This window comes from Echinimonas agarilytica, assembly GCF_023703465.1.
In the GTDB taxonomy this organism is placed as follows: Bacteria; Pseudomonadota; Gammaproteobacteria; order Enterobacterales; family Neiellaceae; genus Echinimonas; species Echinimonas agarilytica.
Genome location: NZ_JAMQGP010000002.1, coordinates 253,868 through 270,058 on the forward strand (window position 1 = coordinate 253,868; position 16,191 = coordinate 270,058).

The following is a 16,191-nucleotide window of genomic DNA, read 5'->3' on the forward strand; positions in this document are numbered from 1 at the left end:
TAGAGAAGCCGCACAGGACATATTTATGACCACCAACCCTAAGTTCAATTATCGTCGCATTCTTTTAAAACTTTCTGGTGAAGCCCTGATGGGAGACGAAGGTTTTGGTATCGACCCTGTTGTTCTTGATCGTATGGCACTGGAAATCAAAGAATTGATTGATATGGGTGTTCAAGTCGGTCTGGTGATTGGCGGCGGAAACCTATTCCGTGGTCAAAAACTTGCAGATGCAGGTATGCATCGTGTTGTTGGCGATCACATGGGTATGTTAGCAACATTAATGAATGGCTTGGCCATGCGTGATGCTCTGGCACGAGCTCACGTGAATACGCGATTAATGTCTGCCATTCCATTGAATGGTGTGTGTGATACTTATAACTGGGCAGAAGCCATTAGTTTGCTGCGTTCGGGCCGAGTTGTAATCTTTTCTGCCGGTACAGGTAATCCATTCTTCACGACAGATTCTGCAGCATGTTTGCGCGGCATTGAAATTGAAGCCGACGTTGTTCTCAAAGGAACCAAGGTTGATGGCGTCTATTCAGAAGACCCAATGAAGAACCCTGATGCAGAGCTATATAGCACGTTAGATTATAATGACGTGTTAGAAAAAGAATTAAAGGTCATGGATTTAGCGGCATTTACGTTGGCTCGTGATCATAGTTTGCCAATTCGTGTATTTAACATGAATAAACCCGGCATTCTTAAGAGTATTGTGATGGGTGATGAACAAGGTACCTTGATTTGTCATACGGACAAGTAAGCTCCAATTTATAGTTGATAGGGTGATAGCAAGTGATTAATGAAATCAAAACAGATGCTAAAACACGCATGGAAAAGAGCGTAGAGTCGCTCAAAAACCAAATGGCAAAAATCCGTACAGGACGCGCACATCCGAGTTTATTGGATACTATCCGCGTTTCTTATTACGGTGCTGAAACGCCACTGAATCAAGTTGGCAATGTGATTGCAGAAGACTCTCGCACATTGGCTGTGACTGTGTTTGACCGCAGCATGATCCAAGCAGTAGAAAAAGCAATTATGAGCTCAGACTTAGGCCTGAACCCTAATTCTGCGGGTACAGTTATTCGTATTCCGTTACCAGCACTGACCGAAGAGCGTCGTCGCGACCTCATTAAAGTTGTGCGCGGAGAAGCTGAAAATGGTCGTGTTGCAATTCGTAATATTCGTCGCGATGCGAATAGCGATCTGAAAGAGCTTCTGAAAGAAAAAGAAATTTCTGAAGATGAAGAGCGTAAAGCAGAAGAAGATGTTCAAAAGCTTACCGATACGTTTGTGAAGAACGTTGAAGAATTATTGAAAGCTAAAGAAGCAGAGTTACTTGAAATCTAATTATAGACTCAGGTAGTTTGACGATAACGCCGCGGTTAGCGGCGTTTTTGTATGAATGTGTTAGCAATGGATTAGTAATGACGGATACGACGGAACAAGCTTTATCTTTATCGCCTCCTAAGCATGTTGCGATTATTATGGATGGGAATGGACGATGGGCACAGCAACGCAATAAACCGCGAGTGTTTGGTCATAAGTCCGGGGTTCAGTCGGTTCGAAATGCTGTGAAATTTGCCGGTTCAATCGGTATTCAAGCGCTCACGCTTTACGCATTCAGCAGTGAAAATTGGCGGCGGCCAAAGCAAGAAGTTGGTGTACTCATGGAGTTATTCATGGCTGTGCTGACCAATGAAGTAAAACGCCTCTCTAAAAATCAGGTGCGCCTCAAAATCATTGGTGACGTGTCTCGTTTCAGTGACAAATTACAACTCAAGATCCGCCAAGCAGAAGAACTTACCGCTAATAATACCGGTCTCCTTTTAAACATTGCCGCAAATTACGGCGGGCGCTGGGATATTCTAGATACGACTCAGCGATTGGCCGAGCAAGTCAAAGCAGGCCGACTAGAACCGTCTGAGATTACTGAAGAGTTATTTTCTAACGCCACTTGCTTAGCGGGAGTGCCTGATCCAGATTTAATGATTCGAACCGGTGGAGACCATCGAATTAGTAATTTTCTCATATGGCATGCAGCCTATACTGAATTTTATTTTACTGACACGCTTTGGCCTGATTTTGACGATGCGGTTTTTGGAGATGCGATTGCATCATTCCAAGGACGCGAAAGACGTTTTGGTCATACCGGTGAGCAAGTACAAGAACTTGTGTCTAATGACAGCAAGGAAAGCAATTAAATGTTGAAGCTACGAATCATTACTGCGTTGGTACTTTTGCCGTTAGCGCTTTCAGGCTTATTCCTATTGCCGGATCTTGGCTTTGAAATAGCCATTGCTGGAATCGTGCTTATTTGCGCATGGGAGTGGGGCACTTTAATGGGGGGCATTAAACGTCGCCTTCGCACACTTTATGGCGTTATTTCAGTGGCCATTGTTGGAGTCGTCATGGCGTCAAGCCTTGCAGGCCAACACTGGATTGAGCAAGACCTACACCCTTGGTTTGATTTTTCTTTATGGCTTGCATTGTGCTGGTGGGTTGTTGCGGGAGTGTTAGTCGCTTGTTATCCAAAGGCTGCGGGTATTTGGCAAAGCTGGCCTATGAAAGCGTTGATTGGTTGGCTGACCTTAATTCCATGGGGGTTGTCGATGGTTGCGTTGCGAAGCATTCCATCAGAGCAATCCAACGCCGGTCCGTTAATGTTGTTGATGGCGCTAATGCTCGTTTGGGCGGCAGACACAGGTGGTTACATTTTTGGACGTAAATTTGGTAAAACTAAATTGATGCCGAAAGTCAGTCCGGGTAAAACTGTAGAGGGCATGTTAGGTGGAGTATTCCTCGCGACCCTTATCGTGGTCGGTGGCTTATGGTACTTCCCAGCAGCGCGAGAAAACTTAGTCGTTTATTTACTATTTTGTTATTTAACCGTAATTGCAGGTGTATTGGGTGACTTGGTTGAGAGCATGTTAAAACGAGATGCAGGGGTTAAGGACAGCGGCAAAATCCTACCCGGCCATGGCGGTATACTCGACCGTGTAGATAGCTTAACTGCAGCTGTACCGATCTTTGCGCTCGGCGCCTTGTATTGGGCTGTTTAAACATGACTCAAGAATGGATTACTGTACTTGGAGCAACCGGTTCGATTGGTGTAAGTACATTGGATGTAGTGGCTCGACATGCGGAACGTTTTTCAATTTATGCATTAACTGCCCACTCTCGCGTTGACGAGCTGTTTGAACAAGTTGTTGCTTTCTCGCCTTTGTTTGCGGTGGTTTCAAATCAAGATCAAGCCAATCGACTTCAGGCCAAGCTCGATGGTGTGCTGAGCACCACACAGGTCTTGGTCGGAGAAACTGGGTTAGTTCAGGTTGCAAGTGCACCTCAAGTCACCCAAGTGATGGCGGCAATTGTTGGCTCCGCTGGTTTGCTTCCTACGTTAGCGGCGGCTAAGTCTGGCAAACGTGTATTGTTGGCGAATAAAGAATCGTTAGTCAGTGCAGGTCGTTTGTTTTTAGAGGCTATTCGAGAGAATAGCGCTCAATTACTTCCGATCGATAGCGAACACAATGCAATTTTTCAATGCCTACCAGCGCAATGGCAGGCACAGCAGTCGGGCGATTTAAAGCAAGCCGGCGTAAGCAAAATTATTTTAACGGGCTCTGGTGGGCCGTTCAGAGAGACTCCGATTAATGAGCTGTCCGACAAAACACCAGCGCAAGCCGTTGCCCACCCCAACTGGTCGATGGGGCAAAAGATTTCAGTGGACTCCGCCACCATGATGAATAAGGGTTTGGAATTTATTGAGGCGTGTTGGCTGTTTGATGTGGAACCCGATAAAGTAGAAGTGGTCATTCACCCGCAGAGCTATATCCACTCCATGGTGCAGTATTCGGATGGTTCTGTGCTTGCAGAGCTAGGACAGCCAGATATGCGAACGCCTATTGCTCATGCAATGATGTTTCCTGAACGAGGCGACTCTGGCGTTGCAGCATTAGATTTTGGCACGATTGGCTCACTTGATTTCAATCAGCCTGATTATAATCGGTATCCGTGCCTTCAACTTGCTATAGAGGCTTGCAAAGCAGGCCAAGAAAGTTGCACGCTACTCAATGCTGCGAATGAAGTCACTGTTGCAGCGTTTTTAGAACAAAAAATAGTATTTACCGATATTGCCGCAATAAATGGTGAGGTGATACGACACGGGACCGCTATTCAAATTTCTTCTATCGATGATGTTCTTGCTGTTGACGCCTTAGGCCGACAGCTCGCCAACGAAGCCATTCAAAAGCGCTCAAGCGTTTAGGACACACTATGTTCGATATCTTGTGGAATCTAATGTTCTTTGTGGTGGCCCTTGGGGTTCTCATCACATTTCATGAATTTGGCCACTTTTGGGTTGCGCGGCGCTGTGGTGTTAAAGTGCTGCGTTTTTCCATTGGCTTTGGTAAGCCGTTAGCGAGTTGGACTGACCGCTTAGGCACAGAGTATGTTATTGCCGCTATTCCCTTGGGTGGCTACGTCAAAATGCTCGATGAGCGTGTGGATGATGTTGCGGAAGATGAGCTTGACCAAGCATTTAATCAAAAGTCCGTGCTGCAACGCATCGCAATTGTCGCTGCAGGACCATTGGCCAATATTATATTAGCGATTGTGGCATTTTGGTTGATGTTTGTGAGCGGTGTGCAAACCGTGCATCCTATTATCACTGGCGCTTCGGTGAATTCGATTGCAGCGGAAGCAGGCATTGACCGGCAAATGCAAATTGTTGCCGTGGATGGGCAAGAAACACCTGACTGGGAAACAGTGAATTTAGCGTTTGTTGCAAAAATTGGCGGGCAAAGCTTAACCATTCAAACTCAAGATCTTGAATCATCCGCGCGTCAGGAGTATCGGTTAGATTTAGCTTCATGGAAGTTTGATCCTGAAAAAGAAACGGCGGTCTCAAGCTTAGGCTTGGAACCATTTCGACCTCACATTGAGCTACTTATTAGTAATGTGGAAGCAGGGTCTCCAGCCGATACCGCAGGTTTTATGGTCGGAGACCTTATTTTAGGGGTTGATGGTGATAGTATTAGCCGCTGGGAAGACATCGCAACGAGAATTCAAGGTTCGCCGCTTCGAGTTTTAACCTTTCAAATCGAACGCGACTCTCAGGTTTTGGATATACAAGCAACCCCTGGAGAACGCAGAGTGCGAGGTGAGTACCAAGGTTTTCTTGGAATTGCTCCAACGGTTCAATCTTGGCCTGACAATTTTGTATTTGAATTAAGCTACGGCGTATTTGAATCGGTTGAAAAGGCCGTTGACAGAACTTGGCAGTTGATTTCGCTCAGTATTAGTATGATTGGTAAGCTAATCACGGGCGATGTCTCAGTTAAGAACTTAAGTGGACCAATTTCGATTGCGCAGGGGGCCGGTGCCAGTGCATCATTCGGTTTCGTTTATTTTTTGGGTTTTGTGGCATTAATATCCGTGAATATCGGAATTATTAACCTTTTGCCACTACCTGTACTTGATGGCGGCCATCTTCTTTATTACTTTATTGAGCTTCTGACTGGTAAACCCGTGCCGCAGAAGGTTCAAGAAGTTGGATTCCGTATAGGTTCCTTTGCATTGTTAATGCTTATGGGGCTGGCGCTGTTTAACGATTTTTCTCGATTGTAAGTCTCGTGGGCTGGGAAAGGACGAATTTTTTAAAGATGGCAATTAGATCTGCATTCATCGCCTCTGCTGCGCTGCTTTTTAGCGGCTCAATTCAGGCAAGCGAATCTTTCGTAGTAGAAGATATCCGAATAGAGGGATTGCAACGTGTAGCACTAGGTGCTGCATTGTTGAGCGTTCCAGTTCAAGTAGGCGATACAGTTGATGCTGAAACAGCAGCACGTATCTTGCGTAGTTTGAATGACTCCAATCACTTTGAGAATATTAGCGTATTCAAAGATGACGGATTACTGCTGATTCGAGTTCGTGAAAAACCAACAATTAGCAGCATTGAATTTAGTGGTAACAAAGACATCAAGGATGAACAACTGCAAGAGTCATTAGATTCGAGCAAGATCGTCATTGGTGAATCGCTTGAGCGAAGTGTTATTTCTGATGTGGAGAAAGGCCTCGCCGATTTCTACTACAGCATTGGTAAATATACCGCGACTGTTCAAGCTATTGTGACGCCACTTCCGCGCAACCGAGTGAATATTAAATTTGTATTTACAGAAGGTGATGCCGCTGAAATTGAACAAATTAATATTGTTGGTAACACTGTCTATAGCGACCAAGAGCTTCGTGAAACCCTAGAACTTGTCGACACCTTACCTTGGTGGGACATTATGGGGAGTCGTCGTTATCAGAAGCAAACGCTTGAAGGTGACTTAGAAACACTTACCAGTTATTACCGAGATCGCGGCTACATTCGTTTTGACATTGACTCCACGCAAGTGGCGATGACTCCCGATAAAAAAGCCATTTATTTGTCGGTTAACATCACTGAAGGCGAACCTTATCACGTTGAAGAAGTGAAGCTGACAGGGAACCTTTTGGGGCGTAAAGAACTGCTCAAAGCGCTGTTTACACAACGTCCAGAGGACCTTTATAGCGCAGCTGAAGTTTCGTATTCAGAGGAGCGTATTAGCAAATACTTAGGTCGATTCGGTTACGCATATCCAGAAGTAACAACTTACCCAGAAATTGATGATGAGACTAAAAAAGTCACACTGAATGTGAATGTCAATCCGGGTAAACGTATCTATGTTCGCCGCATTAATTTTGGTGGAAACAACCTCACGAAAGATGAAGTATTGCGACGCGAATTGCGCCAAATGGAAGGTGCATGGTTGTCGAACTCTGCGGTAGAGCTGTCAAAGAACCGCTTGAACCGTTTGGGTTACTTCGAAACTGCCGAGGCAGAAACAATTAGACTACCAGACGAAGAAGATTTGGTGGACTTGGAGTTTACCGTTAAAGAGCAGCCCTCAGGCTCGTTTACCGCAGGTGTTGGTTACGGAACTGATTCAGGTGTTAGCTTACAAGCGGGGGTTCAGCAAAGTAACTTCTTAGGAACGGGTAATAAAGTTGGTGCACAAATCAACACTAACAAATACAACCGCAGAGCCGACTTTAGTTATACAGACCCATATTTCACCCAGGATGGTGTAAGTTTTGGTGGGCGCGTTTTCTATTCAGAATTCGATGCCGGTAACGCCAACTTAATTAACTATGACAACACTACTTACGGTATCAGTGGAAATCTTGGTTTCCCGCTGGATGAATACAACCGCCTGAACTTTGGTATGGGTTATACCTACAACGAATTGTCTAACTTGGATGATTATGATCAGGTTCGTCAATTTTACCTGACCTATGGTGATGTCTATGATCCCGATGGGCAGGTCACATTCGACACTGTTGACTTCACTGCCGGCTGGTCTCGTGTGACACTGAACCGCGGTACTTTCCCTTCGGCGGGTTCTCAGAACTCATTGAATTTGATGGTGACTGCACCGTTTAGTGATTTGAATTACTTCACGTTGAACTATAATTATCGCCAATATTTCCCAATTGATCGTCGCCATAACTGGGTCGTGTCTACACGAGCTCAATTAGGATACGGTAACGGTTATGGCTCAACGGACAGTGGCAGCGATCACGTGATGCCATTCTTTAAAAACTTCCGAGCGGGCGGTAGCCAGAGCCTACGTGGTTTCGAGAGCCGTGGTGTGGGGCCTCGTGGTGTTCGTCGTTTACCTGGAGGCAGCATCCCAGGCACTCCTGGTCCGGGCAGTGGAGGGGATATTCCTTTACCGCCAGAATATGATTATCTCGACGTTAGTAGCGGTTCTATTGGCGGTAACGCCTTGGCTGTTGCAAGTGTCGAATTTATTGTTCCGACTCCGTTTTTGGATGAAGCGTACAAAAATTCAGTGAGAACCAGCTTCTTCTTCGATGCTGGTAACTTATGGGATACCGAATTCGATCTGGATGATTATCAAGACCTTAACGAAACGCAGTTGGAGAAAATTTATGATTACTCTGACCCCGCTAAAATTCGTACATCAGGTGGTCTGACCGTTCAGTGGCTTTCACCGATGGGCCCAATGGTATTTACGTTTGCGAAAGCGTTCGATAAATATCCTGGTGACAAAACTGAAACGTTTTCCTTTAACGTTGGTCAAACCTTCTAACACAGTGAAAAGAACATAATTCAAGGAGTTTTAAAGTGAAGAAATTTATTGCTGCAGCAGCGATGACATTGGCAATGGTAAGTGGCGTTGCTCAAGCAGCAGATATTGCAATTGTTGATCTCGGACGCATTGTTAAAAACATTCCGCAAAGCGAAGCAACGGCTAAGGTTCTGCAAAAAGAATTTGCTGACCGTGTGGAAGAGTTAAAGCGTTTAGAAAAGCAAATTGGCGAAAAGCAAGAAGAGGCGCGTCGTAACGAAGCGTTGATGACGGATACTCAGAAAACTGAAATTATTCGCGATTTAGAAGAGATGGACGCCACACTTAAACTGAAAGCCAAAGCGCTTCAACAAGATGGTCAACGTCGCCAAGCCGAAGAGAACAAGAAAATTTTTGTTCAAGTTCAAAAAGCAATCAGTGATATTGCAGAAAAAGAAGGATATGACACTGTTGTAGACCGTCAAACTATTCTTTACGCAAAGCCAGAAGCAGATATTTCAGCTAAGGTTATTGAATACCTAAGCAAGAAATAACGAATGACGATGAAGAAGATAACGCTAGCATTTCTAGCGGAACACATTGGAGCTGAGCTCCACGGAGACGGCGATCAAGAGGTCGCCGGTCTTAACACTTTAGCGCTAGCAAACGAATCTCAGGTTGGTTTTTTAGCGAACAAAAAATACAAATCTCAACTCGACGATACACAGGCTTTGGCCGTGATTGTGGCACCTGCGGAACATAAAAATGTTCAGTGTGGAGCGCTGGTCATGGACAACCCCTATCTCGGCTATGCACTCGCCGCACAGTTATTCGACGACACGCCCTCTCGAAAACCAGAAATTCATCCTTCCGCCGTCATCGCTGACTCTGCCATTATGGGCGAAAATGTCACTATTGGCCCAAATGTTGTGATCGAGGCGAATGTGACGATTGGTCGTGATTCAGTGATTGATGCGGGTTGTTTTATTGGCGCCGATGCTGAAATCGGAAAGTCGGTTACCATGAAACCCAACGCCACGATTTACCACAAAGTGGTGTTAGGCGATAAAGTCATGGTGCATTCCAACGCTGTGATCGGCAGTGACGGTTTCGGTTTTGCCAACGATAAAGGCCAATGGGTGAAAATCCCGCAACTTGGCAGAGTCGTCGTCGGTGAAGGTGCCGATATTGGAGCCAGTTGTTCGATAGACCGGGGGGCGCTAGGCGATACGACCATCGGCAAGGGGGTGATTATCGATAATCAGTGTCAAGTCGGGCACAATTGCCAGATTGGCGATTTCACCGCAATCGCCGGTGCGTCAGGCATCGCGGGCAGCACCAATATCGGAAAGTACTGTATTATTGGCGGTGCAGTCACTATTAACGGCCATATTGATATCTGCGATGGTGTTCATATTACCGGTAATTCAATGATCGTTAAGAGTATTACTGAACCGGGACTATACTCATCCGGAATTCCTGCCGTTGCCAACCGAGAATGGCGACGTGGCGTCAACCGTTATCAAAAGCTGGGTCAATTATTCGAACGCGTTAAGGCGTTGGAATCCAACTTATCTGAAGACAACTCATAAGAATTCAAATTAAAGGGGCGAGTTTTGACAAAAGAACTCAAGCAACTGGAAATTGAGGAAATCCTCAAGTGCCTTCCACACCGTTATCCGTTTTTGTTGGTCGACCGAGTGTTGGACTACGAGCCGAATAAAACACTTCATGCGATTAAAAACGTGTCATTTAATGAGCCGTTCTTTACTGGGCATTTCCCACAGAAACCTGTGTTCCCAGGTGTGCTTATGCTCGAAGCGATGGCGCAAGCCACGGGCATTTTGAGCTATAAGTCAGAAGAATCTGAGCCAAGCGAAAACACACTTTACTATTTTGCCAGTGTCGACAATGCGCGTTTTAAACGCCCAGTAGGCCCCGGTGACACGCTTCACCTTGAAGTTGAATTACTGAAGATACGTCGTGGAATGGGCAAGTTTGCATGCGTTGCTAAAGTTGACGGTGCAGTCGTTTGTTCTGCTGATATTATGTGTGCAAGACGGGAAGTATAATTGTGATTAGTCCTTTAGCATTTGTACATGAAGACGCCAAAATCGGAAATAACGTGAGTATCGGTCCATGGACTTATATCGATGCTGACGTGGAAATTGGTGATAACACAGAGATAGCTTCGCACGTGGTGATTAAAGGACGCACCCGTATTGGCAAGGGAAATCGCATTTTCCAATTTGTGTCTCTGGGTGAAGAAAATCAAGACAAAAAATATGAAGGGGAACCTACAGAAACGATCGTAGGTGACCATAATATTTTTCGTGAGTGCGTCACGGTTCACCGTGGTACCACACAAGACGAAGGCAAAACAGTGATTGGCAGCAATAACTTGTTCATGGCCTATGTTCATGTCGCGCACGATTGCGTGCTTGGAGACAATATTATTCTGGCAAACTATGTTGGCTTAGCAGGGCATGTTCACATCGGTGATTGGGCAATTGCCGGCGCAATGAGTGGCTATCATCAGTTTTGCCGTATTGGTGCACACAGCTTTACCGCTGCGGGTTCAATTGTATTGAAAGATATTCCCCCTTATGTCATGGCGCGTCACAATGAAGCCTTTGGCATGAATTTGGAAGGCTTAAAGCGTCGCGGTTTTGATAAGCCAACATTGCAAGCTTTGCGTAAGGCTTATCGAACGTTGTATCGAGAAGGCCATACCACAGCGGAAGCAATGCCTACACTCGAAGAGCATGCGAAGGATGTTCCTGCGGTACAGGCATTTGTAGATTTTCTTAAAACGGCAACACGCGGTATCGTTCGATAACAATGACTAACAAGCGACCTTTGCGAATCGCTCTCCTGGCCGGAGAGCCTTCTGGTGATGTGCTCGGTGGATCACTCCTAGAGTCGTTAAAATTAAGGTACCCTGATGCCGAGTTTTGCGGCATCGGTGGACCTCACATGCTGAAGCAGGGGTTGACTAGCTGGTTCGACATGGAAACTCTCTCCGTGATGGGCCTTGTTGAAGTCCTCGGTCGTCTGCCACAACTACTGAAGCTTAGAAAACAAATCGTTGCTCGGCTGATCGAATGGCAGCCTGATATCTTTATTGGTATCGATGCACCAGACTTTAATTTAGGCGTCGAGCGCCGCTTAAAGGATGCAGGGATTAAAACCGTGCATTACGTGAGTCCCTCCGTTTGGGCTTGGCGTCAGAAGCGTATTGTGAAGATTGATCAAGCCACCGACTTGGTCTTAGCGCTGTTGCCATTTGAGAAAAGCTTTTACGATCAACACCAAGTCGCCTGTGAGTTTGTTGGGCATCCATTGGCGGATGAAATTCCAATGACATTGGATCAGCAAGCCGCTCGCGAACGTATCGGTTTATCGGCTGAAGATGAAGTGGTTGCTATATTGCCCGGCAGCCGAGGCTCTGAAGTGAAAGAGTTAGCCCGCACATTTTTCGACGCGGCAATGTTGATGCTAAAGCAACGTCCGCATTTGCGATTTACAGTCCCTGCTGCAAATGAAAAGCGCTATTCGCAAATCCAATCTATCTTGGCTGATTACCCCAAGCTCAAGGTTACTTTGTTGCATGGTAATGCCAGAGACGCAATGGCCGCTGCAAATGCGGTATTGTTAGCGTCCGGTACGGTGGCGCTAGAAGCCATGTTGGTCAAACGCCCCATGGTTGTTGCCTATCGCGTTCATTGGCTGACCTATCATATTGCGAAACGTTTGGTGAAAGTGAATTACGTGTCTTTACCCAACTTGCTGGCCGATGAGCCGCTTGTTCCAGAAATACTGCAATATGAAATGACACCCGCGCGGTTGTGCGATGAAATCAATCAGCAGCTTGAGCATGCCGATGAGGTGGCACATCGTTTTACTCAGTTGCATGAAATGATTCGACTCAATGCAAGTTTACGGGCCACCGATGCAATTGATATTTTGATCAAACAGAATTTAAAACAGGAAGTAACGGTATGACACTCGTCGCAGGCGTAGACGAAGTCGGGCGCGGGCCTCTCGTGGGGGCAGTTGTGACCGCAGCGGTGATCCTTGATCCCGCCAAGCCTATTGCCGGTCTCAATGATTCGAAAAAACTTTCTGAAAAAAAGCGCGAAGCCCTCGCGGCTGAAATTCAACAAAAAGCCTTGTGTTGGTCGCTAGGCCGAGCAGAAGCTACTGAAATCGACGACATCAATATTCTTCAGGCAACAATGGTAGCCATGCAGCGTGCCGTTGCTGGGTTGTCAATGCAACCCACTCAAGTACTGATTGACGGCAATCGTTGCCCTGATTTACCCATGCCAAGCCAAGCGATTGTCGGTGGCGATGGTATTGAGCAATGCATTAGTGCGGCGTCGATATTGGCCAAGGTCTCACGAGATCATGAAATGGCCGAGTTAGATCAAGCGTATCCGCAGTATCAGTTTGCCAAGCACAAAGGCTACCCAACCAAAGTTCATTTAGAAATGTTGGCGAAACATGGTGCTTGTCCTCAGCATCGTCGCAGTTTTAAGCCCGTGCAACGTGTGTTGCAGGGAGTTTAGTTCGCATGACCGACCCTAAATTCGTACACCTACGCATTCATTCTGACTTTTCAATGGTCGACGGGCTCAACAAGATCCCTAAATTAGTGAATGCCGTTGCCGAACAAAAAATGCCAGCTATGGCGATCACCGATCAAGGTAATATGTGCGGGTTGGTGCGCTTCTATGGCTCAGCTCCGGGCGCAGGCGTAAAGCCTATTATTGGTGGCGACATGTGGATGCAGTCACCTGAATTTGGTGATGAACTGACGCGTCTTACTGTGCTTTGTTTGAACAATGAGGGATATAAAAATATCACCTTATTGATTTCACGAGCCTACGAGCGTGGACATATTCAAGCGCGCCCTGTGATCGACCGTGAATGGTTGGCAGAACTGAATGAAGGTTTGTTGATTCTATCTGGCGCGCGTGAAGGTGATATGGGGATTGCCTTATTACGCAACAATATGGGGTTGGTTGAAGAACTGACTCAGTTTTATGGTACTTATTTTTCAGACCGATATTACTTAGAATTGATCCGCACCGGGCGAGAAAAAGAAGAAGATTATCTTCACCTAGCTGTAGCTTATGCCCAAACATCAGGCTTACCTGTTGTTGCCACCAACGAAGTTGTGTTTTTAAAAGAGGACGACTTTTACAGCCACGAAGTGCGTGTTGCGATTCATGACGGCTATGCTATCGCCGACAAACGCCGACCTAAGCGTTACACAGAGCAGCAATACTTAAGAACTGAAGCTGAAATGTGTGAGTTATTCTCCGATGTTCCAGCTGCACTGCAAAACACGGTTGAAATTGCTAAACGATGCAATGTCACTGTTCGTTTGGGCGAGTATTTCCTGCCGAACTTCCCCACGGGTGACTTGTCTATCGAAGATTTCTTGGTGAAAGTTTCGGAAGACGGCTTAGAAGAACGGTTGGAATTCTTATTTCCCGACCCAGAAGAGCGCAAATTAAAGCGCCCTGAGTACGATGAGCGCCTGAAGATTGAGCTCGGCGTGATCAATCAAATGGGCTTCCCTGGCTACTTCTTGATCGTGATGGAGTTCATTCAATGGTCCAAGGATAACGGCATTCCAGTTGGCCCGGGCCGAGGGTCTGGAGCAGGGTCTCTGGTGGCCTACGCGCAGAAAATCACGGATCTCGATCCGCTTGAATTTGACTTACTATTCGAGCGCTTCTTAAACCCTGAACGAGTATCCATGCCTGACTTTGATGTCGACTTCTGCATGGACAGACGTGATGAAGTGATCGATCACGTCGCCGAGTTGTACGGCCGTGATGCGGTAAGCCAAATCATTACCTTTGGAACCATGGCGGCGAAAGCAGCGATTCGCGATGTAGGACGAGTTTTAGGACAGTCCTATGGCTTTGTTGATCGTATCTCCAAATTAGTCCCGCCGGATCCTGGAATGACGTTGGCAAAAGCTTTTGAAGTTGAACCAAAGCTACAAGAATCTTACGATGCCGACGAAGAAGTGCGCGAAATTATCGACATGGCGCGCTCTCTTGAGGGAGTCACGCGTAATGCTGGTAAACATGCCGGTGGCGTTGTTATTTCACCCACTAAGATCACCGACTTCTCGCCACTTTATTGCGATGACGAAGGCAATAACCCCGTAACCCAATTCGATAAAAATGATGTGGAATATGCGGGTCTCGTAAAATTCGACTTTTTAGGACTGCGAACGCTCACTATTATTCAATGGGCGTTGGATATGTTGAATCCGCGCTTAGCTGCAAAAGGCGAAGAAGAAATCGCCATTGAGTCAATTCCGCTTGAAGACAAAAAGAGTTTCGACATGCTCATGCGTGCTGAAACTACAGCTGTATTCCAGCTTGAATCTCGCGGTATGAAAGAGCTGATCAAGCGTCTTCAGCCAGACTGTTTTGAAGAAATCATTGCGCTGGTTGCTTTATTCCGTCCGGGGCCGCTTGGCTCAGGAATGGTTGATAACTTTATTGACCGAAAGCATGGTCGAGAAGAAGTGTCTTACCCCGATGCTCAATATCAGCATGAATCGCTCAAGCCGATTCTAGAGCCCACTTACGGCGTCATCTTGTACCAAGAACAAGTGATGCAGATTGCACAGGTATTGGCGGGCTACTCGTTAGGCGGCGCCGACTTGCTCCGCCGAGCCATGGGTAAGAAAAAGCCCGAAGAGATGGCCAAGCAGCGTGCAGGCTTTGAGGAAGGGGCTCAGTCTCGCGGTATTGATGGCGATCTGGCCATCAAGATTTTTGACTTGGTTGAAAAGTTCGCCGGTTACGGATTTAACAAATCCCACTCAGCTGCATACGCGCTCGTTTCATATCAAACACTTTGGCTCAAAGCCCATTACCCAGCATATTTCATGGCTGCGGTGATGTCGGCCGATATGGACAATACCGATAAGATTGTGACCTTAGTTGACGAATGTCAGCGCATGAAGATCGACTTGATCCCGCCCGACTTGAATTGTGGCTACTACAAGTTCTCTGTGAATGAACAGGAGCAGATTGTTTATGGTATCGGTGCCATTAAAGGCGTGGGTGAGGGGCCGGTTGAAGCCATTATTGAAGAACGCGAGCGCAGCGGCCCGTATAAAGACTTATTCGACTTCTGTGCACGTGTCGATCTTAAGAAAGCAAACAAGCGAATTTTAGAAAAACTTATTCAGGCAGGCGCAATGGATAAGCTGGGCCCTCATCGGGCGTCACTGATCGCAACCTTGCCTGTAGCAATGCGCGCGGCAGACCAGCATCACAAGGCTGAGGCATTAGGCCAAGGTGACATGTTTGGTTTGCTTACTACTGAGCCTGAAGATGTTGAAAATGCATTCAGGCAAGTGCCTAAATGGGCTGAGTCTATTTGGCTTGAATATGAACGTGAAACCCTTGGGTTATACTTAACAGGGCACCCGATTAATCAATATTTGTCGGAGCTTAAGAATTACACGTCAAACCGCTTAAAAGATATGACTCCAACCAACCGAGGGCATAAAATCAAAGCGGCTGGCTTGGTGATATCTGCGCGTAAAATGATGACCAAAAAAGGTCGTCCAATCTGCATTTTGACGCTTGATGATCGCTCAGGCCGATTGGATATTGGTTTGTTTGGCGATTCAGTTGAAAAGTTTGAAGAAGTTGCACAAAAAGACAAGATCTTGATTGTCGAAGGAGAGGTCAGCTTTGATGACTTCAGTGGTGGCCTTAAGATGTCGGCCGACCATATGATGGAAATAGAACAAGCTCGAGAGCGGTATTGCCAAAGTGTAAACATCACCTTGAAAAAAGTGGATTATACTCCGGCGGTGCTAGAACAATTGAAAACAGCCCTTAGTGAATGGCAACATGGTACGACACCGGTACGTATCTGCTATCATGCTGACACTGCGATAGCCGAGCTGGAGTTAGGCACGCAGTGGCGTGTCACGCCAAGTGAAAGCTTAATGATTGCACTTGCCAATACACTGGGACAGGAAAATGTCACGCTGGCATTTCCATAACGAATAAAAGACAGG

14 protein-coding genes are annotated in these 16,191 nt (G+C 46.4%); all 14 read left to right on the forward strand.

What is annotated here, in order from left to right; genetic code table 11:
• Positions 1–25 precede the first annotated feature (25 nt).
• The 14 genes from pyrH to dnaE all read left to right on the forward strand — a co-directional run bounded on the left by pyrH (position 26) and on the right by dnaE (position 16,176).
• Complete coding sequence (gene pyrH, locus NAF29_RS05475; RefSeq protein WP_251260488.1) at positions 26–760, forward strand: UMP kinase; 735 nt, start codon at positions 26–28, stop codon at positions 758–760.
• Between the two features lie 32 nt (positions 761–792).
• Positions 793–1,350: a ribosome recycling factor gene (gene frr, locus NAF29_RS05480; protein WP_251260489.1), complete on the forward strand. Its 558-nt coding sequence runs from the start codon at positions 793–795 to the stop codon at positions 1,348–1,350.
• Positions 1,351–1,427: 77 nt separating this feature from the next.
• Positions 1,428–2,204, forward strand: a complete 777-nt coding sequence (uppS, locus tag NAF29_RS05485; protein WP_251260490.1) for a polyprenyl diphosphate synthase — start codon at positions 1,428–1,430, stop codon at positions 2,202–2,204.
• Positions 2,205–3,062, forward strand: a complete 858-nt coding sequence (locus NAF29_RS05490) for a phosphatidate cytidylyltransferase (protein ID WP_251260491.1) — start codon at positions 2,205–2,207, stop codon at positions 3,060–3,062. It abuts the gene before it with no gap.
• Positions 3,063–3,064: 2 nt separating this feature from the next.
• On the forward strand, positions 3,065–4,267 hold the full coding sequence (gene ispC, locus NAF29_RS05495) for a 1-deoxy-D-xylulose-5-phosphate reductoisomerase (protein WP_251260492.1): 1,203 nt from the start codon (positions 3,065–3,067) through the stop codon (positions 4,265–4,267).
• 8 nt (positions 4,268–4,275) lie between these two features.
• Positions 4,276–5,628, forward strand: coding sequence for a sigma E protease regulator RseP (gene rseP / locus NAF29_RS05500; RefSeq protein WP_251260493.1), 1,353 nt, complete (start codon positions 4,276–4,278; stop codon positions 5,626–5,628).
• Between the two features lie 35 nt (positions 5,629–5,663).
• Positions 5,664–8,141, forward strand: coding sequence for an outer membrane protein assembly factor BamA (bamA, locus tag NAF29_RS05505; RefSeq protein WP_251260494.1), 2,478 nt, complete (start codon positions 5,664–5,666; stop codon positions 8,139–8,141).
• 35 nt (positions 8,142–8,176) lie between these two features.
• The gene (locus NAF29_RS05510) at positions 8,177–8,674 is read left to right on the forward strand and encodes an OmpH/Skp family outer membrane protein (RefSeq protein ID WP_251260495.1); all 498 of its coding nucleotides are present in this window, start codon (positions 8,177–8,179) and stop codon (positions 8,672–8,674) included.
• 9 nt (positions 8,675–8,683) lie between these two features.
• Positions 8,684–9,712 (forward strand): UDP-3-O-(3-hydroxymyristoyl)glucosamine N-acyltransferase, encoded by a 1,029-nt coding sequence (lpxD, locus tag NAF29_RS05515; protein WP_251260496.1) that lies wholly within the window; start codon positions 8,684–8,686, stop codon positions 9,710–9,712.
• Positions 9,713–9,736: 24 nt separating this feature from the next.
• Positions 9,737–10,192 (forward strand): 3-hydroxyacyl-ACP dehydratase FabZ, encoded by a 456-nt coding sequence (gene fabZ / locus NAF29_RS05520; RefSeq protein WP_251260497.1) that lies wholly within the window; start codon positions 9,737–9,739, stop codon positions 10,190–10,192.
• A gap of 2 nt (positions 10,193–10,194) precedes the next feature.
• Positions 10,195–10,959 carry an acyl-ACP--UDP-N-acetylglucosamine O-acyltransferase gene (lpxA, locus tag NAF29_RS05525; RefSeq protein WP_251260498.1) on the forward strand — a complete coding sequence of 255 codons (765 nt, stop codon included), beginning with the start codon at positions 10,195–10,197 and terminating at the stop codon, positions 10,957–10,959.
• Positions 10,960–10,961: 2 nt separating this feature from the next.
• Positions 10,962–12,125 carry a lipid-A-disaccharide synthase gene (lpxB, locus tag NAF29_RS05530; RefSeq protein WP_251260499.1) on the forward strand — a complete coding sequence of 388 codons (1,164 nt, stop codon included), beginning with the start codon at positions 10,962–10,964 and terminating at the stop codon, positions 12,123–12,125.
• On the forward strand, positions 12,122–12,691 hold the full coding sequence (gene rnhB / locus NAF29_RS05535) for a ribonuclease HII (RefSeq protein WP_251260500.1): 570 nt from the start codon (positions 12,122–12,124) through the stop codon (positions 12,689–12,691). Before lpxB ends, rnhB begins: the two co-directional genes overlap by 4 nt.
• 5 nt (positions 12,692–12,696) lie before the next feature.
• Positions 12,697–16,176 carry a DNA polymerase III subunit alpha gene (dnaE, locus tag NAF29_RS05540; RefSeq protein WP_251260501.1) on the forward strand — a complete coding sequence of 1,160 codons (3,480 nt, stop codon included), beginning with the start codon at positions 12,697–12,699 and terminating at the stop codon, positions 16,174–16,176.
• Positions 16,177–16,191 lie beyond the last annotated feature (15 nt).